The organism is Methanocella arvoryzae MRE50 (assembly GCF_000063445.1).
Taxonomy (GTDB): domain Archaea; phylum Halobacteriota; class Methanocellia; order Methanocellales; family Methanocellaceae; genus Methanocella_A; species Methanocella_A arvoryzae.
In genome coordinates this window covers 3,097,629-3,117,505 of the sequence record NC_009464.1, presented here as the reverse complement: position 1 = coordinate 3,117,505, position 19,877 = coordinate 3,097,629, and the positions used below count along the sequence as shown (strand labels likewise).

The following is a 19,877-nucleotide window of genomic DNA, read 5'->3' as shown; positions in this document are numbered from 1 at the left end:
CATCTTTGATCAAGGCAGGTCAGAATATAAATATGCTGGTTCCGAAAAAATGAGCATTAGCCTCATCATCTCTTACGGACGTACGGCCGATCATACGATCAACACTTGGTGAGAGAACGGATAAATAGTCCGATCAAGACTCATTTTGTTAAGAATATGTATACAATCGCCGGCAGATGGAGAAAAATGACTGTCACGCCTGTATCGAAGCGATTGTTATACCCCTGCTCAGGTATATGACAGCCCGTAAAGGCAGTCTGATCATTACGTTAAAGGTCGTGTAAATGGTGAGAAATGTCTTTGTCATCGCCGGAAACGAGTTTGGTAACCTGGCGAGGAGCAAGCTGATGCTAATAACAGGTGCGATATACTTTCTGTTATTCGCTAAATGCCTGATAGAACTGCGCCCGCCCGGAGACGAAGCCTACACCCAAACGCTATTTTACTACCATATGCTGGGCGGCAAGGATTCGGATTACTACACAGGTATCATGCTTGTAAACATCATGCACGTGCTCACGTTTTACGGGTCATTCTTAGGAATCATTCTCGGCGTTTGTACGGTGGCGATCGAGAGGTACGGCAATACGCTGAATACCCTGGTCGTCAAGCCATTATACAGGGATACGATCATCAATGGAAAGCTGCTTGGGTGCTCGATGTTTATTCTATCGGTCTTCGTGGTTACTATACTGGCATATACTGGTTACATAACAATAGCATGGGGGGAAGCCTTTTCGCCGCTGGCCGGGGAATACTTAATCAGGCTTCCCATAGTGGCATTAATTTCTCTGATCTACGTACTCATGTTCTTCTCGGCAGCATTGCTGATCTCTCTGCTGTTCACGGACCTTGCCTTTGCCCTGATACTCAGCACGATCTTCAAATTTTTCATGATCGACTCGCTGTCAGGCGAGATCTCCGGTAAGCTATCGGGCTTGTTAGGCTGGAGCGTGGTGAACCCGCCGTTCCTCGAGTACATACCGGACGGCATCATGAGCAGCATCTTCAAAGGCCCGGTTCAGGCCGACAGTATTCTTAATCCCGCCTCTGACCTACTTTCAACGCTGTGCGCGGCGCTGCCGAATATTGTAAAACTTGCCACGTATGTCCTCGTTGTAATAGTCGTGAGCTATATTGCGTTTTTACGGAGGGATGTGACATGACCGCTCCCTCCCGGCTATCCGCTACATGCTACGTAGCAAAAAATGAGTTTGCGCGAGTATATTATCACCCGCTTACCCCGGTAATTATACTCCTGTTGACTTTCCTGGCGATACTCAACGGCGCCGGAGGGACGGCTGCAACGATCGGTGGCGGCCATACGGAGAAGGGGCTGTATTATTGCCTCGGCCAGACGTTCATGTTCACGGCCGTGTACTGTTCCGTGGTAGCAGTCTTCGTCGGTGTCATTTCTATCGCTGAGGAGCGGAGAAACCATTCCCTGAACGTCCTCCTGTCTAAGCCGCTATACAGGCAGGATTTGATCGTCGGAAAGCTCCTGGGCTTGAACGTGTATATGCTGTTCGTTATCGTATACAGCCTGCTTCTTGCAGCGGTGGCTCTCTCCCTTCTTTACAAGATGCCCGCAGACCCGGCGGACTTTCTCTCGAGGATCGCCATATATGCGCTGATTGCCATGGTCTACGCATCTTTGAGTTTGACAATCGCCATGTTCATCGGCGCGGTCATCAAAGACCTGCTGATCTCGACGTCCCTGGCGGTGGCGTACATTTTCATCGACGGCTACGTCGGATGGACATGGCTGCTTCCCTGGCTGAGCAACTTCAGCCCAAAATCTGCGATGTGCAGCCTGTATATCAGTAAGGCAGCCAGCCTGCAGAGCGTCTCTTTGACCATGGGCGAGTGGTTCGACGCTAATCTGGTCAACCTGTTTTTCTTTGTGGCAGCGATCGTTCTCGCCTGCCTGGCTACAATGGCAATCTATACGAAAGGTGATATTGTATGATTTCAAGTAAAATTCTGGTTAAATCCTCTATTATATTGCTCCTATTAGCAAGCTTGATCGTGGCTCTGTCAACGACGGCCAGTGCGATCACGGTAACGGAAGTCTGCGCACTGGACTCGTCAGGTTATGCAATCGGCGCTGACGGTGATCTCTGGGTGTGGGGATATTTCCTCGGGGAGAAGTACGTGCACCCGACTAAAGTACCTTTAATCGATCACGTGAAGATGGTTGCTTCTGGAGTAGGGGGCGCGGTAGTATTGAAAGACGATGGTACAGTATGGGCATGGGGAATGATGCCTGCCAGCCAGGCTGGTTCTTATCCCGGGGAAAATAGCACTACGCCTGTCCAGATCAATATCGCTGATGTAAAATCTATCGCCAGCACAGGAAACACGGTTTATATGGTGAAAACTGATGGCAGCCTCTGGATGTGCGGGAGAGAGCTATGTCTAAGCTTTGACGACATCAGGCATTCCGAATATACTCTCGAGCCTGTACAGCTGTCGATCGGTAATGTCAGCAGAGTGGTACCGACGATAAGCTTTGTTTACGTGCAGAAAGATGATGGTTCCTGGTGGAGCTGGGGGGAAAACAGGGATTACCAGCTGAACGACGGTACCAACGTCAGCAGGGAATTGCCTGTACAGATGCAGCTTGACAACGTTAAGCTGGTCTGTCCCCAGTCGATATGTTTTGGTATCAATGATTATTATATGTCTGATTCCAGCGTGCTGGCCCTCGACGGTACTGGCCAGGTGTATGGCTGGGGCAAGAATAACTTCTGGGTTTCCGGAGACTCGAAATTTCCGACGTACGATGGTACGAACGATGATGGGGATCCTCTGGGATACGTCGTCCCATCCCCACATCCTGTGCCGGGAATGAGTGATGTCAGGGAAATTGATAGTGGAGTAGGCTATTATGTGGCTTTGAAGAAGGATGGAACAATATGGGCGTGGGGTAGCAATCCGAATTGCTATGACGGGCAAGCTTCGCTCGACAGCAATACGCCTGTGCAGCTATCAGGCTTTTCGGACATCGTAGCTATTAGCACTGGCGACATGCATTTGCTGGCCGTTAAAAATGATGGCACAGTATGGGCATGGGGTTCAAATTGTTTCGGCGAACTGGGTAATGGAGAAATATCACAGTACGGAGGTAAACCCTATGCTGTACAGGTGACCGATCTCTACGTCGATTTGCCCGGTGATGCAAGTTCTGTCTCAGTATCCTCGACACCGACTCCAGTACCCGACAATACTACAGGCCCGGTGCAAGAAGCAGATTCTACAGGAACTCCCACTCCTGCCATTGTAACGACGGCATCTCCGACCCCGGTACCATTACCTGACGTATCACCAGTACCTGCGACCGGTTTTGACTTTAGCGCACTGGCAGTACTTGGCTGTCTGCTCGTGACGGCCGGGATTACGGCAGGATTCCTGGGTAGAAAAAGAGAAGGCCAGTAGCGTTACATTTTTTACAGTGTAACGCTACTTCGGCGCATTTTTTCTCGCGAAGACGATGACGCTCATCCCCACCCGGTTGATCGGCCAGAGGCCGTAGAGCCGGTTTTCGAAGAAGGCGAGGAACTTGAATACGGCAGTTGTAATCTTGCCCGGATGATCCTGGATCATCAGGGGGCTGGGCAGGACGTTTGTTATGGCGTGGATGCCGTAGACTTTTTCAACTTTACATCCCCGGGCGCCCAGTTCTTTATAGAGTTCTTTGCAGGTGAAGGTGCGCAGGTTCAGCTCCCTCACTTTGCCTTCCCCGAAAGAGAGCGGAAACACGTACGGATAGCCTTCTGACAGGGGGCGTTTGAAGTACCCGATCACGTGGCCGAGCTTTTCGTGGTACTGCAGTGGGTCGCCGGCCATACAGCTTAAGAGACACCAGAACATGTCAGGGCGCCACTTGTTGTCCGATTCCAGAAAGATATATCCGCCCGGCTTAAGCACCCGGGCAACCTCATCGAAAAAGCAGCCGTAGTCAGGAATATGGTTTAGCGTGCTGCCGGCGCAGGAGACAGCGTCGAAAACCCCGTCCACAAATGGCAACCGGCATGCGTCAGACACCATGCAGATATTCTCGCCGATCTTTTCATTGGCAACCCGCACCAGCCCGGCACTGATGTCGACGCCGACGACGGCGATGCCCTTCTCCCTGAACAACAGCGTCTGCTGGCCGGTACCGCAGCCCACGTCCAGCACCACTGCATCATTGGGCAGCGAGGGGATAAACCGATCCGCCACAAGCTCCCGGATACGCCCGAACAGGTACGGGAAAAACAGGCCCTCGTACGTGTCGTAAATGTCAGAAGCATCGTCGTAGACGTCAGCATTGTATTTCTTAAGCGTATCAGGGTTAGGAGTGATCGTATTGCCTGGCAATAGTATCCCAGCGAATGGTGTATTAGAGACTTAAGGAATAGATAAGCCTTCTGGATGCTGGAAGAGACAACAGAGTACTTATAACCACAGAGACTCACAGAGTTACTATTTTACCACAGAGGCACAGAGGCGAACAGAGATTCACAGAGACTTTTTAACATACGGTCAATATGCAATTGTCTTTAGAAAAATCTCTGTGTTCTCTGTGCCTCTGTGGTGAACCAGTCGCTCTGTGCGTCTCTGTGGTGAAAAACTACCATGCCGCTGTTGTAAGCTATTTTGCCTTTTTAGCCTTCGCAGCAAGTCTGGCCTGCACTTTCTCGCTTTTCAGCTCTCGCAGCGCATCGCTGGCGATCCACCGGGCGCTTTTGGTGTTGATGGCCTTGATCTCTTCGGCAACTTCGATGGCGCAGGCATTCAAAGTCAAGTTGCGCTTGCCGACGTTTCTCAAAGCCCAGTTGACGGCCTTGCGGACGAAGTTGCGGTCGTCGGTGGCGTACTTTTTCATGACCGGGAAGAACTGCTCGAAGCTCTCATCGCCCGCTTTTTTGTCATGGACAGCCAGAGCAGCCATCATGACGAAGCCTGACCTGCGGACGAACTCCCGGTCGTCGTCGGCCCACTGGAAGGCCTTTTCGTAGGCAAACGGAGTCTGGTCGAACAGGTTGGAGCAGCACTGGTCGCAGACGTCCCAGGAGTCGAATTCGGCGACCCACGCGTCCATCTGGTCTGAGGTGACTTGCTTCGGGTCATCGATGATGCCGGCCAGGATTCTCGCTTCGTGGTAGCCCGTATCCCACAGCGCCAGTGCCAGCTCATGGCTGGTGCCGATCTCCTTCGCCATGTCCCGCAGGACATAGACGGAGATGCCGAAGGCCCTGTCGGTCCGGATACCGAACCGGGCCATGCCTTCCCGATCTTTGGGGCTTTCGAGAGCTTTGAAGCGATCGATGATTGCAGACAAATCGGAGTCTATCCTTGAGCTGGCACTCATAGACGATAGAATAGTCTTGCCCGGTTATATAACCACGCTAAAACTCCGCATTAGCTACAGCATTATTCCACCCCGGATGCTCTTTACCCATATCAGCTTAAAATTGTCAGAGGAGGACGTTTCAGGTGTGAAGTTATTGAAAGCGGTGATTGGATATGATGGAGCAAAAGCTCAACTGGATGGAGAAATACGATGAGGTGCAGGACGTGGCCAGGAAGACGGGAAAGCCGATACTGCTGTTCTTCCATTCCCACCACTGTAGCGGATGCAAGATGATGATCGAGAAGACACTGCCGACCAGAGACGTGGTCCTCCATGCCGGGCACAGGTTTGCGCTGGGCATGTTCGAGATATCGGAGCCGGGAAACAAGGACCTGGTCAAAAAGTACAACGTAGAATGGACGCCTACGTTTATCATCGCAGACAAGGACGGCAGTGAGGCGTACCGGTTCGTAGGCTACCTGCCGCCGAAGGATTTCAGGGCTCAGCTGATCCTCGGCGAGGGAAAGGTCTCGATGCGGAACGAAGACTACGATAAGGCGATCAGTTGCTTCGAGACGATCGACAAAAAGTACCCCGAGACCGAGGCGGCACCTGAAGCGGCCTACTATACAGGCGTAGCTCAGTACAAGAAGACAAATGACGCTAAAATGCTCAAGAATGCCCACATCTACCTGAGCAGGAAGTACCCGGAGAGCGACTGGGCGAAGAAAGCGTTTGCGTGGAGCGGACTATAAGTCTGCCCGGAGACTGTAGCTAATGCATAGCGGTCGCAATTGCATAGCGGTCGCTAATGCATAGATCGGATAGTATACAAAAAATTCTCAGAGCGGGCAGTGTACTCCCCGGTACTCGCAGTAGTTGCACTTCCACCGCTCTCTGCTTTTTACTGTAGTAGCTTCCCGCTCGCCGGTCCAGAACTTGAGGGCGTGGCTGAGCTTTTTATCGAGGGCGGCCGGGTCGTGGAGAACCACCTTGTCGCCGATATGGCTGCCCGAGTCCCGGTGCAGGTAGCGGACGATCAGGTAGTCTGAGATAGCGGGCAGTTTCCGGAAAGCGGAGAATACTTCGACGGTCAGCTCTGCCGGGGTCAGCTTTTCGTAGAGCCCCTGTGCTTCCAGCTGGTCTTTCATACCGGGGGAAATATCCCCGAGGTCAGGCAGCCTGCGGTCTGTAAAAAACTGGTCAGGGGTGTAACGCCCGAAGCGGAGGTCGTCCAGCAGCTTCCGGTAGAGCATGACCTGGATCTCGGCCGTTGCAAAAGTCGGAGGCGGCGGCAGAGAGGGTTTAGTGCGGGTTTTGTGGTCCAGGATAGTCAGCTGACCATCATTCAAGGAGAGCTCGTCGATGATGCCCGAGAGCGGGAACTCCCCTGCCCTGCCGAATACCCTCAGTTCCCGGGTCTTTCCCTCAGAGACAAGCTGCTCCAGCCCGGTTCTGAGGTTCAGCATCATCAGGTAGATTTCGTCCTCGATAGTGGTGGTTTCCGCCGAGACCTCTTTGACGATCTCCAGCATAAGTTCTCGGTGGATTTCGGTGCCCGCGGCCATCTCTTCTGTCTCTTCCCGGGGGTGCTCCAGCGAGAGGGCTACCTGGCGCTCGCACCAGAACTGCTGGGAGAGGTGGGTGACATTGAGCCTGCTTATGCCGTATTTATCGAGGGCGCCGGTCATGAGAGACTGAACGTAGCGCGATTAAAAATACTTGCTGCACCGCTGATTTCTTACGTTAAGCCACACCGGCAAAGGTGATCGGTAAGTCTCGCGATCTGTTTCCCCGCGTCATCCATCATTAAAATATAAAGTCGGGCCTGTCCAGTTTTTTATGATCGATTATGGCGGCGATGGAAAGGCAGGCGGACGAGGAAATGCTGTGGCTGAAAAGGGACAAGTTCCCCTTATGGATTTACGCCGGGGCGGATGGTAAACTGCTCAATGATCTGGCGACCAGAAGCAGCGGACCGCTTTACGAACCCGATGGGGTTAACGGCTGGGCCACTATCTGCATGAGGCTGGGTGACCGGTGCAGGGACCAGGCTCGCTCTCCCGCGAAGAGCGAGGGGGAAAAGGCTCGCCTGTACAACAACGCTGCCCTGTATTATGGTATAGCCAGATTTCCGGCTACAGAGACGCCGCTGAAACAGGAAGCCTACTCCAGGCAAAGATCGGCTTTATCGGAAGGAAGCCACTATTTCCCGTTCGACTTCCGCAGGGAGCAGATACCCTACGGTGACAGAGACATCGCTGTCAACTACTATCTGCCCCGCCCGGAGAAAGAGATCGTCAGGCCGGAGGGCGTGCTGCTGACGGGAGGTGCAGACTGTACCAAGGAAGACCTGCACTACATAGCTATGCAGGTGGTGGGTGCAGGGATGACATGCATGACCATCGACATGCCTGGGACAGGGGAGAACGCATGGAAGCTTGAGCCGCCGGGCGGCAACGAGGTGTACTCCAGAGCAATCAAGTACCTGGCAGGCAGGGGCGAGAGCGATCCGTCGAGAGTCGGCATGATGGGCACAGGTTTTGGGGGATACTGGACGCTGGTGGCAGCTTCGACATCTCCTGAGATTAAAGCTGCTGTGAACTGCGGCAGCCCGGTGCACAGGGCGTTTTCCAGGGACAACGTTAGAAAATGGCCCGGGTATATGAAAATACCCCTGGCCAGGGCGATGGGCATCGACCTGATGGAGTTCAATAAAGCGCTGGATGCACTCGAGGAGTTCCCCTTGTTCAAACGAGAGGACCTGCGTAGAATAGCCTGCCCGCTACTGAGCATCAACGGCTCGGACGACCCATACGTTCCAATAGAAGACCTGTTTATGATCGCCGAAGAGGGCGGAGTAAAGCAGGAAGAGTGGGTATACCGGGAGGACGGGCATTGTGCACCTGGGCAATGCGGGATATGGATACCCCGGTCAGTCGCATGGTTAGCTAACAAGCTAGGAGGTCCGGAGAGGATACCGAGGCCAGATCTGGCTACGCTTTAAGATCACCTTTTGCAATTCTTTTTTATAATTCCCTGTGAAGGGATTGTTTATATGCTACTGGTACCAAAGAGATCATTATTCTGATTATTACTGTAATAACCTGCGAGCCAGGCAGATGCGAGGGGCATGCGACTCATGGATAAAAACGAACTATCCTGTAGTGAAGATGACGTGACTCAGTCCACCAGAGCAGAGGAGGCTAGAAGTAAGAAAAGATACGAAGAACTGGCTGACCTGCTGCCGCAGATCGTCTTCGAGATGGACCTCCTGGGAAACCTGACCTACGTCAACCGTAGCGCCTACGAAGTAATGGGCTACACGATAGAGGATTTTCACCGCGGGCTAAATGTATTGCAAATGATTGTGCCGGAAGAGCGGGAGATGGCACGGCGGAATATCAGCTGCGTTTTGAACGGCGAAAAATCCGGCGCTGAGTACACATTCCAGAGAAAAGACGGCAGCCGGATCCCTGTGATCGTCCATTCCTCCGTCATCCTCAGAGACGGAAAGCCGGCAGGATTACGGGGCTTCATCGTCGACATCACCGGGCAGAAGATTTCTGAGGACAGGATGCGAAGGCTCTCCGCCGCTATCGAGCAAAGCCCCAGCAGCGTCATGATCTTCGATATGGAGGGCACTATCGTGTACGTCAACCCCTATTTTTCCAGGATCACAGGTTATGCTGCAGAGGATGCTGTGGGCAAACCGCTGTCAAGCCTCTCCTTTGCTAACGCAAGGCCGGAGCAGTTCAACGAAGTGATGGACAGGATCAAATCAGGGCAGGAGTGGCGGGGGGAGATCGAGTATAAGACCAGTAGTGGCAAGCCGAACTGGGTATTCGCCCACATATTTCCGATCAAGGACAGGAACGGGAAGATCACACACTTCATAGATGTCGAGGAGGACGTCACCGAGCGGAAGCTGGCAGAGGAGCAACTCCGGAAGCTGTTCATGGCTCTGGATCAGAGCCCGAATAGCACCACTATCACTGACCATGAGGGGAAGATAACTTACGTTAACTCGGCCTTCACCAGGCTGACGGGAGCCAGACCAGGGGATGTGATCGGCAGATACAAGCTGGACTTTATACCTGAGGCTGATCGTGCCAGAGTCGCCGAGATAATCGAGTCGGTGAAGTCGGGCAAAGACTGGAAAAGCGAGCGCCCGTACGTGAATAAGGACGGAGAAGAGAGGTGGGTCTCGGTACATATATCCCCCCTCAGGGATCCAGATGGAAAAGTCGCCAACTTAGTGATCATAGAAGAGGATATCACCGAACGCAAGGTCAATGAAGAGCGGATTAAAAATTCGCTCAGGGAGAAAGAAGTCCTCCTGAAGGAAGTGCACCACAGAGTAAAAAACAACATGCAGATTATTTCCAGCCTTCTAAATCTGCGGCTGTCAGGCATCGATCAGGAGCCGGTAAGGCAGATCCTGGCAGAGAGCCAGAGCAGGATTCGTTCCATAGCCCTGGTGCACGAGCGGATTTACATGTCTGACGACCTCTCGAAAATTAATTTCGACGAATACCTGAAGAGCCTCGGCAATCAGCTCTTAGTCACGTATAGAGCTAATTCTGGAAGAGTGAGGCTGACTATTGAAGGTGATGACATTTATCTGGGCGTAGATCAGGCCGTCCCCTGTGGCCTGATCATGAACGAGCTGATCTCTAACAGCCTCAAGCATGCGTTCCCGGAGTCCCGGCATGGTAATATAAGAATACGGCTATCGAGCGGCGATCATAAGACGATCATCACGATAGAGGATGACGGGGTAGGCATGCCCGATGGTTTTAGCCTGTCGAACGCCCAGTCCATGGGCATGCAACTGGTCTTAGCGCTGGTCGAGCAGCTTGAGGGCAGGATCGTACTCGACAGTTCCCGTGGAACCATGTTTACCATTACATTTCCGGCACGATAAGCCTGTACGTTATGACTTGCAAGCCCTAATATCAGTCAAAGAAGTCCTTATTCTCAATTTTGGTCGGCAGGTAGTTGTTCGCCGTGAACTCGATCGACTTGGAGACCAGTGCATCCTGCTCGATCTTGTACCCGAACTTCTTCAGATCAGTCAGCTCTTTCTGCCAGTAGTCTTTCTTGAACCATGGGTACTCGGAGATCTCGGCGATGCGCTTGTGGTCCTCGTCGTTGAGCTTGATCCACGAGCTGCGGGGCATATCGAAGTTCATCACGTCTTTGACCGAAAGGCCCAGGTACTTCGCCCTGGGGCATGCTGCCTTTTCGGAGAAGAACGCCAGGTTGATCGAGCCATACTTGTAAACCGAGTAGATGTAGTATCCCCACGGGTCCATATCGGTAAACACGTAAACTGGGATATCGTACTCTTCTCCGAACCGGGCGAGAAGCCTGCGCTCTGCTCTTGCAGGCTGGCCTTTGCCGGTCAGAAGGATGCAGTTATTTTTCTTCCAGAACTTTTCCTGGTTCAGCAGGTTCCAGACGGCGTACTTTTCCACGACCAGAATATAATCGGCGTTCATTTCCTTGATGTGGAAGAAATCGTCCTCGACGATCGGCGGCACTGCCCCGCCTGCCGAGCCCATCTTAGTGAAATCCAGCACGTCGCCGGTCTTATCCTCCACGATCATCGGGCCGGCAAGGACACCGTTAGGGGTGGCAATCAGGTTGAGCTCTTCACGGAGGGCGTCGACCATCAGCTCTACGTCCTCGATGAGCGGATCGGACTCGTCCTGAACGTCAAAAGTGTTTTCGCCTGCTCCCGGGATGTCGTGCTTGAGCGTGTAGAACAGCTGACGAATGGATAGCGCTGGCTTATCCTGCTCTAGCAGGATCTTGATCTGCTTGGCGATGAGTAAGGTCTGCAGGAACTTTTTCGCCTGCCCGAGGTTGAAGTAGAACCGCTTCTGCTGGTCGTTGCCGAGCTTAATGATCCCGGACTGCTCATCGAAATAGACGTTATTGAGCGCTCGCATCCTGATATCGAGGGACGGATTTTTCCCGGCGTCGATATCCGAGATGATGCTGTCGCCCAGGCCTTTGAGCCTGTTGACGATCTCCTGGCTTCGCTTTGACATGATCAGGCACCTCCGTCCTTAACGGGAGTTTCGGGCAAGGCCGCGTCCTCGATGAACTTAGCATATTTCTTATTCAGCGCATCGGTCAGTTTCGCCTCGACCACAGAGGCGGGCTTGCCTGTAAGATCTTCCAGTGCCTGTGCAACCTCTTTAGTGTACGCTTCGAACAGCTTGATCTTCTTCCGGGCTTCTCCGGCCTTCTTCTGCTCCGACAGAAACCTGCTCAGCTCTCTGGCGGCCTGTCTCACGGCCAGTTCCACTTCGTCGATGAGCTCGGGGACGTCGGCGATAGCATCCTTGGACTCGGAAGTGAAAGGCACATTTGTGGAGGCCACGTGGACCATTATCATGATTGGTCCGCTGGGCAGCTTAGCGCCTTTTGACTGTTCCAGATTGTAGTGTTTCCAGTTGATCCTTTCAATGGCATGGGTGATCGCACAGGCGCCCTGCTGGTACATCAGCGGCACCCGGTTGGCAAACCGCACTATATCGATCCTTCCCTCGGGCTGGATGTCTCCGCCGTAGGCGATCAGTGCCTCGACCAGGAAAGGATTACCCCGGCTCGCGTTGACTGGCCGGGATGAAGTGGCTATGAAGTCGACCCGGTGGTTCTGCACTACGCCTTTTTTCAGCAGATCTTCAGTGATCGGAGAGAGACAGTCTTTGGGCGGAGCCATCACCTTGATCTTCTGGAAAGCTGCCATCAGCCGCTTGACCGCATCGATGTCCTTCGCAAGCTCCACTGGGTCGGCGGACGGGTCGATACTGGCCTCCTTGCAGATATTTTCAGCCGTGTAGCCGCCGACCTTCGCAAATTCGCTATTCAGGAACGTAGACAGCTTGCCGTGCTCCGCCGACTGCATCATCTTAATCAGGGTGCCCAGTTCGATACCACGCGGGTGAGGCTTGATCTCGACCGGCTGTTTCGGCAGCACGTCGGAAGCCCGCTCGAAAGTGGTCTTCTCCCCCAAAGGGTCGACAAAAGTAATTCTAGCGTGAGGGTTGACAATGGCAGTATTACGCAGGTACTCCAGTACCGACTGCTTGCCCCGGACATAGGCGGCCTCCATCTCAAGCTCGATACGGGTGCCCCGGGAGGTGAAAAATTCGTCCACCCTCTCGGAGATGATGCGTGGCTCATTGGTCTCCGTGTCGATCTTGAGCTCATACATGTAGGCAGGCAGCCTTGGGTCGATTTTAGAGGTAATGCGGGCGGGCTTGCCACTGGTAAGCTGTCCGTAAAGCACCGCTGCAGAAATACCGATACCCTGCTGACCTCTGCTCTGGCGGATAGCGTGAAAGCGACTGCCATACAGGAGTTTACCGAAGACTCTGGGCAGCACGTCTTTTTGAATGCCCGGACCATTGTCCTCTATGATGATGGAGACGAGGCGATCATCTACCTTGCGTACCCGTATGTAGATGTCCGGCAGAATAGAAGCTTCTTCGCAGGCGTCCAGCGAGTTATCCACAGCTTCCTTGATACACGTTATCAGGCACCGCGGCAGAGAATCGAAACCCAGCATGTGCCGGTTCTTCTCGAAGAACTCCGCTACGCTGATAGACTTCTGCTTTCGGGCCAGTTCCATGGCGATGGGCGATTTTTCGTTCCCGGGTACAGCGGTCATATGCTATAGAATGGTACAACGGGTTATAAATAGCTGACCGATGGCAGAAACGCCTCGCCGCGGGCCATGGTTTTACGACATGGCACAGAAACCATCCTTTCCTCATGTTACCTATATAGTAATGGATAGCGTACGCGCGAAACGAGTAATCAGCTATGTCATCGTTACAGGGGTTTCAGGCAGCAGGCACCATGAATTTTGAGACGAGCGTCAGGGAAATCATACAGCGGACGGCCGACGTTAAAAGTTTCCGCTTCGACCGTCCGCAGGGCTTCGAATTCAAGGCCGGGCAGTGGATGTACGTGAACATCAGGATCGAAGGTACCAGTAAGCTGCACCACTTCACTATCTCAGCCAGCCCTACTGAGAACTATCTCGAGTTCACCAAAAAGATCACAGATCACCCTTATTCTCAGGCGCTGGACCAGATGAAAGGCGGGGAATGGATAAAAATTAACGGCCCATATGGCGATTTCGTCTATGCGGGAGAAAACTTGAAGCTGGGCTTCCTGACAGGAGGCATCGGCATCACCCCAATGCGCAGCATGCTCAAGTACATAGCAGATAAGAACCTGAAGACCGACGTGAAGATGCTTTATTCCAACAAGACGGCTGCAGACATCGTGTTTAAGGACGAGCTGGACGCGATTGCCAGAGAGCATCCAAACATCAAGATCAGCCACGTCCTGACACGGGAGCCGGACTGGAAAGGGCTGAAAGGGCATGTGGATGCAAAGATGATCAGAGAACAAATACCGGATTACTCAGGGCGAACTTTCTATATCTGCGGCCCGCCGGCAATGAATGAGGCACTGTCGAAAGCTTTGAGAGAACTGGCCGTGCCCGATGAACAGATAAGATTAGAAGACTTTACTGGCTACTAGAAAGGTATCGTTGTCCGGAGAAGCACCCTCTGTCAGGCCGGATTCGATGATTTATCTGGCGGGTCGATGATTAGCTTTATCGACCCACGACCTTTATTTTTATCTACCCCAGAACGGGTTATCCTTTCGTTTTATAGCCAGGAACTCCATCAGCGTCTCAAGTTCATCCTGCTTGATCGTATCTTTCAGCTGGAACTCGAGCACCTTGCTGTGGCCTTCGGGCACGTCGACGAAGTAGATTTCGCCTTCGTTGATCTGTCTTCCGGCGGTCGGGCCGTCGATGGATACTGCGACTTCCTTGCCCACGGTGGCGATACTGATGTTCTCGTTGCGCTCCTGGATCTGCCTTACAACGCCGATCTTGGAGCCGTCGGGCTTGATCAGTGTGACGCCTGGCTTGAGCATGCCGCCCATGATCTGGAGGCCGATGACTGCAGGCTTGCTCTGTCTGAAAGTGCAGTTAGGCAGGTACTTGACCTTGCCCGGCCTGACGATCTCGGCGAACTTCTTCTTTTCCGCGAGAGCCCGCTGCTCGGTCTCCCACTTGCGGAAGTCGTCGATAAGATGATAGATAACGTCGCTGTTGAAGATCTTGATGTCTGTGGTCTGCAGGTAGTCGTTCGCATCCGGGAGTATGGTCACGTTAAAGCCGAGCATGACCCGGTACATCGGATCGTTGACCGTCTCGGCGTTGATGATGTCTCTCTTGGAGATGTCGCCTACGTCAGCTCTGCCGATGGGGATCTTAGCTTCCCGCAGCTCGTTAACGATGGCTTCGAGGCTGCCGAGGGTGTCAGCTTTGACCATGACGCCGACTTCGTCGGTCACAATCTTTGCCTGCTCCATCTCCTGCTCGATCTCTTTGATTATATCCTCGACGTTGCTCTCTTTCGTTACGCGTACCTGAGAGCCGGCCATAGCCTTCTCGAGTTCCGGGGCCAGGATCTTGACACCGGATGCTGCGGTCACCTTATTGACCCGGTCGAACCGCTCTTCAACCCGGATCTCCCGGTTGGGCTTGGGCTTCAAAAGAGCCCTTACCTTGGTCGAGTACGGCTTTTCTCTGCCGCCGATAACGATGGTGTCGCCGACTCTGATCTCGCCGTCATAGATGATCGTATCTATAGTATAGCCAAGTCCGCGCTCTTCTTTGACCTCCAGGATCGTGCCGACGCCGGGCCCGGTAACCTGGAACTTCAGCGACTCTTCGAGGAACCGCTGGGCGAGGCCGATCAGGATCATGAGCAGATCGGGGATGCCTTCGCCAGTCCTTGCGCTGATGGGGATGATGCCGATGTTCCGGGTGAAGTCCCGTATGCGGTCATAACGGTCCGAACTGAAGCCCAGATCGGACATCCGGCCCACGAGCTCGTAGGTCTTGGTTTCGATTATACCCTTGACGTGGTCTGGCTGGGAGTTGAAAGTCTGCAAGAATGGCGAATTATTCTTCGCAGTCCACCCGTGGATCCTGTCGATCTTGTTGGCGGCGATCACGAACGGAGTCTTAAACTGCTTTAAGATTTTTATGGCTTCTACAGTCTGGGGCTGGAAGCCTTCGTTGATGTCCACCACGAGCACCGCAAGGTCGGCCAGTGCGCCGCCTCTGCTCCGCAGATTAGTAAACGCGTGATGCCCGGGGGTATCGATGAAAAGTAAGCCGGGGACGACGATGTTGCCGCCGATCATACCCTTACAGAGAGTCTGTATGGTCTGCAGCGGCACCTCGGTCGCACCAATATGCTGGGTGATGGCACCCGCCTCCTTATCTACCACGGCCGTGCCCCGGATCCGGTCCAGCAGCGAAGTCTTTCCGTGGTCAACGTGTCCCATGACGCACACGATCGGCGTCCTGAGGTCCTTCCTGATTTCAGTGGCGGTGGCCATATCGTATCCCTGCGCTTATTCGTACAGCCACTGCTCGTCGATGCGGGCGTAAGTGGCTATTTCCGATGTTTTGAAGTACAGGGATATTTCCCTTTTTGCCGATTCCGGCGAATCGGAAGCGTGTATCACGTTTCTCCCCATGTCCAGCGCGAAGTCGCCCCTGATGGTGCCGGGCGCAGACTCGATAGGCTTGGTCTTGCCGAGCATGGAGCGAACCATGCTCACAGCGTCCTTGCCTTCGATGACCATGGCCACCGTCGGGCCGGACCTGATGAAGCTGACCAGGCCGGGGAAGAACGGCTTGGCTGCGTGCTCAGCGTAATGCTGCTTAGCCAGCTCTTCGCTGACTTCGAGCATTTTCATGCCGACGATCTTCAGGCCGCGGCGCTCGAACCGGGAGATGATCTCTCCCACGAGCCCACGCTGGACGCCGTCGGGCTTGACCATGACGAATGTCCGCTCACGCTCAACCATATGTGATCACTCTTTCTTTGCGGTTTTCTGTTCCGCCTTCTTCGAAGGCGCCTTGGCCGGACCCTTGACCCACTCGGTGAGCCTGGGGATGCGGCCCAGTTTCGCGTTGTTCTCGCACTTCGAGGAACAGTAGTAGTGGATCGAGCCGTCCTTCTTGACGAGCATCTTGCCGGTGCCCGGCTCTATCTGAGTTCCACAGAACGTGCACTTCTTGTTGTCTACCATTTTTGTTACCTCGAGGACATCTTCTTGGCTTCTCTCGCGGTCTCCATGAGGATGACGATGTCGCCAAGCCTGATCGGGCCCACGGTGTTGCGGGTGATAATTCTGCCCTTGTTGCTGCCTTCCAGGATCTTGCACTTGACCTGGACTGCTTCTCCGTGCATGCCGGTGACGCCAATGATCTCGATGACTTCAGCCGGAACGCCTGTCTCTTCAGCCATTGTGAATCACCTGTGCTTATGCCTTCAGAGCGCTGAACTTCTGTGTGATCTCGTCGACCAGGGCCTTAGCCTTGCCTGCGTCCACGATGGCGGAGGTCGCACAGCCTACTTCGAGGCCGGATGCGGCGCCGAGTTCCTGCTGCTTCTTTACAAAGACGTACGGGATCTTCTTCTCGTCGGACAGTGCCGGGATGTGAGCGACGATCTCCTCGGGGGTGACATCTTCGCCGACGATGACGAGCTGAGCAACGCCCCTCTCGATGGCCTTGGTGACCTCGTTGGTGCCTTTCCTGATCTTGCCGGTGTCCCTGGCGAGCTCGAGTGCCTCGAGAGCCTTGTCCTGTAATTCCTGCGGGAAGTCCATCTTAACGTAAGTTGGTTTTGCCATGTTAATTTCCTCCTTCGAAGGCTTCTATCAGGAAGCCTCTTCATCATTCATCAGGTTTAACCTAAAGTAAAGATTAAACGAACAGGCCTGTCGACAACATAATGTCGATCAAGCGTGTCCCTATAATATCGGGATACATTTTAAATCTTTTGCTTTGAGCCGGCTACGGCATCGGTTGAGCCGCTTTCTTTCGCCGGCCTCATGCGCCAGCCGTAGTAGAGAAGAGTCACGGCGATAAGGCATGCGATAAAGCCAGTAGCCATCACCTGCTTGTTCCAGGTCACGAGGCCGAACAACAGCAGCAGTAAGCCGACGACAGCCAGAATGACTCCTACGATCTTTACGACCAGGCTGTTGACCTTAATCATCCCTTATCTGTAGGAGGTATTCCTATAAAATTCTTATCGGAACCTGGCGGAGCAAATAATCAGCTCCGCCGGTGCCGTGCCTTCAAAATGGCTCTCATCTCTTTTTTCCGACAGCGTGCCAGACTCCGGCCATGCTGTCGTAGTCCTCGTCGGGCATGCCTGACAGAGCGCCCATCACATCCTCCGGGGCATCGTGCTGCCGGGCATAATTCACGCACTCCCGCTTGTTTGCGGGAAAGTGAATGCCCTTCAGGTACTTGGAAACTTTAGCGGTAGAAACCATGTGATACCTCCCTGTAAAAATCCTGTGAGCGCGGCAGGTCTATGTATCTTTTCACAGTTTTTACTGAAACGGCCCGATCCCGGGACAGGCGGCAAAAAACTGGAAAAAAGAGACTTAACCCTGCACGTAGCCCGGGTTCGCGTCCAGCGTCGGCCAGTCCAGCCGGCCGGCAGTCTTCTCGTAGTCGGCATCGCTCGACACGTAAGCGAGGATATACAAAGTCCTGGTCTCGTTGGGCGCTATGGAGATCTCCGTGAACTGCTTGCCGGTGTCCTTGTCATAGAATACGTCGGCAGTGACCAGGCCACGCCTCACCCCGTTCGCATCCAGGTAGGAGAAGGCCGCTTTCACGTCCGAATCCAGCACGATCGACTGCGTCGAAGAGGTCGGGTTATAGAACTTGACCAGCATTACAGCCCCGTGGTTTGCCTGGTTCACCCTGGGCCCCCCAAGAGGGAAAGGCATCATCCAGTCGTCAGTCTTGTAATATTTGCTGTAGGTGACTTTAACACCGTTGGGCAGCGACTGCGACCGCTCTAAAGTGGTTTCCTGATAGCCGCTCAGCCAGTCCGACGATACCGGAGTCGCAGTGACAGGCGGCTGCTGAGTGGTAATGACCCCCGGCGTGATATCGGTCGGATAAGGCGTCGGAGTGGGAGAAGCCTTGCCATCAGTACCGGATGGCAGGGTACAGCCTGCAGCAGACAGCGTAAGCAGGGCAATAATTAGAACTAATCCAATTTTTTTCACAGTCTCACCCCTCCTGATCGAATGAATCAAAAGCCCTCCCTGTTTATAAACGTTATCTTACGTTCCGTCAGCAATATGCGATTATAGCTCAGGCATTTGCAACTATAGTCCTTCGTGAAACATGTTGTACAGTCCGGCAGGCTATGTAGCTGCTCGACAGCGTGATACCTATCAAGAATGAGTATACGTACTGTATCAATCAATGCATGCCACCGTAATCCCGACTCAACTTTATTCTCCGGCGGGTCAATCCAGCTGTGAATATGGTCAATATACCGCACAGGATTCTCGGCCACCGCTGGGACTCGTGGGACAACTTACTACTGGCACTGGCGATCTTCATCGACGTGGCAGACTTCATACCGTTCAATCTGCCAGTATCAGCGATAGAAGCGGTATTCCTGATGTACCTCGGCGTAGCCCCCTCCCGGACGATCATCGCCGGCATCATTGATTTCATACCGATCGTTCACTTTTTCCCGTGGTGCACCCTTGCAGTATTGCACATGAGATACGGGGTCAACCTCGGTGGGCTGTCGAAGCTGTTCAAAGAAGAAAAGCCGCAGGCCGGGCATGAGAGGTATCATGCCGGGAGCATTTAAAAAAATATGCAGCTACGGCATAGCCGCGCTTACATGATTTAAACTAAAAGTGACGGACGGGGTTGTCAGAATTACCCTTTTCGCCACCGCGCTTCTGCCTGTCGGGCTTCTTCACCTTATCCGGCTTCTTGACCTTATCCGGCTTCTTGCCAAAGTCAGGCTTCTTCACCTTATCCGGCTTCTTGCCAAAGTCAGGCTTCTTGACCTTATCCGGGCCGTCGCCTGGCTTGACCGGGTGAACCGGCACAGGCACTACACGGATAGGCTGGGGCGTGGCCGACGGGGCCGGGGTTACGACGATCTCGCTGCTGGCCGTGCTGTTCACATAGCCGTCAGTTACGGTCAGCGTTACGTTGTAAGTGCCGGGAGCCTGGAAAGTGTAGGTCGGGTCCTGCCGGGTCGAGGAGCTGCCGTCGCCGAAGTCCCACTGCCAGCCGGTGGGGTTGCCCGTGCTACGGTCCATGAAGTGGACGGTGAGCGGGGCAGCGCCAGTCGTGACGTCGGAGCTGAAGCTTGCCGTCAGAGTAGCTTCTTCAGGGTGGGCTACTGCGGCGGGGATCAGCGAGGCTACAAGGGCCAAAATCATGGCTATTTGCAGAAATCTAAACAGTTTCATCGTTTTTAGTCACCTTGGGGGTAATACATGGCTATTTTGTAGTAAAACAGCCGATATATTGTTTAATATGAGTAAGAGGGCGAAATGATATAAATAGTTTCATTTAGAGGCCGTATTATTGGCTAAATAGAAAAATGAGCGCAATTTAATGGTGGATTAA

Annotated in this window: 22 protein-coding genes; 8 read left to right on the top strand and 14 right to left on the bottom strand. The window is 53.5% G+C overall.

What is annotated here, in order from left to right:
- The first annotated feature begins 284 nt into the window (after positions 1 to 284).
- From RCI_RS15285 to RCI_RS15275, 3 genes are read left to right on the top strand one after another with little or no spacing between them, the layout of a single operon-like run.
- Positions 285 to 1,166 (top strand): ABC transporter permease, encoded by an 882-nt coding sequence (locus RCI_RS15285; RefSeq protein ID WP_012037345.1) that lies wholly within the window; start codon positions 285 to 287, stop codon positions 1,164 to 1,166.
- Complete coding sequence (locus tag RCI_RS15280) at positions 1,163 to 1,969, top strand: ABC transporter permease (RefSeq protein ID WP_012037344.1); 807 nt, start codon at positions 1,163 to 1,165, stop codon at positions 1,967 to 1,969. The genes RCI_RS15285 and RCI_RS15280 overlap by 4 nt, the downstream gene beginning before the upstream one ends.
- Before the next feature lie 59 nt (positions 1,970 to 2,028).
- Complete coding sequence (locus tag RCI_RS15275; RefSeq protein WP_231844870.1) at positions 2,029 to 3,438, top strand: chromosome condensation regulator RCC1; 1,410 nt, start codon at positions 2,029 to 2,031, stop codon at positions 3,436 to 3,438.
- Between the two features lie 24 nt (positions 3,439 to 3,462).
- Here RCI_RS15275 and RCI_RS15270 read toward each other — a convergent pair whose 3' ends face one another.
- Together RCI_RS15270 and RCI_RS15265 are read right to left on the bottom strand one after the other, a co-directional pair.
- Entirely contained in the window at positions 3,463 to 4,362 is a 900-nt protein-coding gene (locus RCI_RS15270) for a class I SAM-dependent methyltransferase (RefSeq protein ID WP_012037342.1), read from the bottom strand.
- Positions 4,363 to 4,636: 274 nt separating this feature from the next.
- The gene (locus RCI_RS15265) at positions 4,637 to 5,356 is read right to left on the bottom strand and encodes a DNA alkylation repair protein (protein WP_012037341.1); all 720 of its coding nucleotides are present in this window, start codon (positions 5,354 to 5,356) and stop codon (positions 4,637 to 4,639) included.
- A 155-nt stretch (positions 5,357 to 5,511) separates the two neighbouring features.
- Between RCI_RS15265 and RCI_RS15260 the strand changes: the two genes are divergently transcribed.
- Positions 5,512 to 6,093, top strand: a complete 582-nt coding sequence (locus tag RCI_RS15260; protein ID WP_048198786.1) for a thioredoxin fold domain-containing protein — start codon at positions 5,512 to 5,514, stop codon at positions 6,091 to 6,093.
- A gap of 87 nt (positions 6,094 to 6,180) precedes the next feature.
- Here the strand turns inward: RCI_RS15260 and RCI_RS15255 are convergent, their stop codons facing one another.
- Positions 6,181 to 7,029, bottom strand: coding sequence for a PD-(D/E)XK nuclease family protein (locus tag RCI_RS15255; RefSeq protein WP_012037339.1), 849 nt, complete (start codon positions 7,027 to 7,029; stop codon positions 6,181 to 6,183).
- A gap of 161 nt (positions 7,030 to 7,190) precedes the next feature.
- Here RCI_RS15255 and RCI_RS15250 point away from each other — a divergent pair, with 161 nt between their 5' ends.
- Positions 7,191 to 8,345, top strand: coding sequence for an alpha/beta hydrolase family protein (locus RCI_RS15250; protein WP_012037338.1), 1,155 nt, complete (start codon positions 7,191 to 7,193; stop codon positions 8,343 to 8,345).
- A 135-nt stretch (positions 8,346 to 8,480) separates the two neighbouring features.
- Positions 8,481 to 10,265, top strand: a complete 1,785-nt coding sequence (locus RCI_RS15245) for a PAS domain S-box protein (protein WP_048198783.1) — start codon at positions 8,481 to 8,483, stop codon at positions 10,263 to 10,265.
- 31 nt (positions 10,266 to 10,296) lie between these two features.
- Here the strand turns inward: RCI_RS15245 and RCI_RS15240 are convergent, their stop codons facing one another.
- Complete coding sequence (locus RCI_RS15240; RefSeq protein WP_012037336.1) at positions 10,297 to 11,397, bottom strand: DNA topoisomerase IV subunit A; 1,101 nt, start codon at positions 11,395 to 11,397, stop codon at positions 10,297 to 10,299.
- Between the two features lie 2 nt (positions 11,398 to 11,399).
- Positions 11,400 to 13,025: a DNA topoisomerase VI subunit B gene (locus tag RCI_RS15235; RefSeq protein WP_012037335.1), complete on the bottom strand. Its 1,626-nt coding sequence runs from the start codon at positions 13,023 to 13,025 to the stop codon at positions 11,400 to 11,402.
- 191 nt (positions 13,026 to 13,216) lie between these two features.
- Here RCI_RS15235 and RCI_RS15230 point away from each other — a divergent pair, with 191 nt between their 5' ends.
- Positions 13,217 to 13,909 (top strand): ferredoxin--NADP reductase, encoded by a 693-nt coding sequence (locus RCI_RS15230; RefSeq protein ID WP_012037334.1) that lies wholly within the window; start codon positions 13,217 to 13,219, stop codon positions 13,907 to 13,909.
- Between the two features lie 99 nt (positions 13,910 to 14,008).
- Here RCI_RS15230 and infB read toward each other — a convergent pair whose 3' ends face one another.
- The 8 genes from infB to RCI_RS15190 form a co-directional block, all read right to left on the bottom strand.
- Complete coding sequence (gene infB, locus RCI_RS15225) at positions 14,009 to 15,793, bottom strand: translation initiation factor IF-2 (protein WP_012037333.1); 1,785 nt, start codon at positions 15,791 to 15,793, stop codon at positions 14,009 to 14,011.
- Between the two features lie 15 nt (positions 15,794 to 15,808).
- Positions 15,809 to 16,267, bottom strand: coding sequence for a nucleoside-diphosphate kinase (gene ndk / locus RCI_RS15220; protein WP_012037332.1), 459 nt, complete (start codon positions 16,265 to 16,267; stop codon positions 15,809 to 15,811).
- A gap of 6 nt (positions 16,268 to 16,273) precedes the next feature.
- Positions 16,274 to 16,492, bottom strand: coding sequence for a 50S ribosomal protein L24e (locus tag RCI_RS15215; protein WP_012034501.1), 219 nt, complete (start codon positions 16,490 to 16,492; stop codon positions 16,274 to 16,276).
- 5 nt (positions 16,493 to 16,497) lie between these two features.
- On the bottom strand, positions 16,498 to 16,710 hold the full coding sequence (locus RCI_RS15210) for a 30S ribosomal protein S28e (RefSeq protein ID WP_012037331.1): 213 nt from the start codon (positions 16,708 to 16,710) through the stop codon (positions 16,498 to 16,500).
- Between the two features lie 16 nt (positions 16,711 to 16,726).
- Positions 16,727 to 17,098 (bottom strand): 50S ribosomal protein L7Ae, encoded by a 372-nt coding sequence (gene rpl7ae, locus RCI_RS15205; protein WP_012037330.1) that lies wholly within the window; start codon positions 17,096 to 17,098, stop codon positions 16,727 to 16,729.
- A gap of 140 nt (positions 17,099 to 17,238) precedes the next feature.
- Entirely contained in the window at positions 17,239 to 17,466 is a 228-nt protein-coding gene (locus RCI_RS15200; protein ID WP_012037329.1) for a hypothetical protein, read from the bottom strand.
- A gap of 94 nt (positions 17,467 to 17,560) precedes the next feature.
- Positions 17,561 to 17,749: a DUF2795 domain-containing protein gene (locus RCI_RS15195; RefSeq protein WP_048198781.1), complete on the bottom strand. Its 189-nt coding sequence runs from the start codon at positions 17,747 to 17,749 to the stop codon at positions 17,561 to 17,563.
- A gap of 114 nt (positions 17,750 to 17,863) precedes the next feature.
- Positions 17,864 to 18,499, bottom strand: a complete 636-nt coding sequence (locus RCI_RS15190; protein ID WP_048198779.1) for a hypothetical protein — start codon at positions 18,497 to 18,499, stop codon at positions 17,864 to 17,866.
- Between the two features lie 263 nt (positions 18,500 to 18,762).
- Between RCI_RS15190 and RCI_RS15185 the strand changes: the two genes are divergently transcribed.
- The gene (locus tag RCI_RS15185; RefSeq protein WP_052310010.1) at positions 18,763 to 19,101 is read left to right on the top strand and encodes a hypothetical protein; all 339 of its coding nucleotides are present in this window, start codon (positions 18,763 to 18,765) and stop codon (positions 19,099 to 19,101) included.
- Between the two features lie 43 nt (positions 19,102 to 19,144).
- Here RCI_RS15185 and RCI_RS15180 read toward each other — a convergent pair whose 3' ends face one another.
- The gene (locus RCI_RS15180; RefSeq protein WP_048198778.1) at positions 19,145 to 19,687 is read right to left on the bottom strand and encodes a PKD domain-containing protein; all 543 of its coding nucleotides are present in this window, start codon (positions 19,685 to 19,687) and stop codon (positions 19,145 to 19,147) included.
- Positions 19,688 to 19,877: the final 190 nt, after the last annotated feature.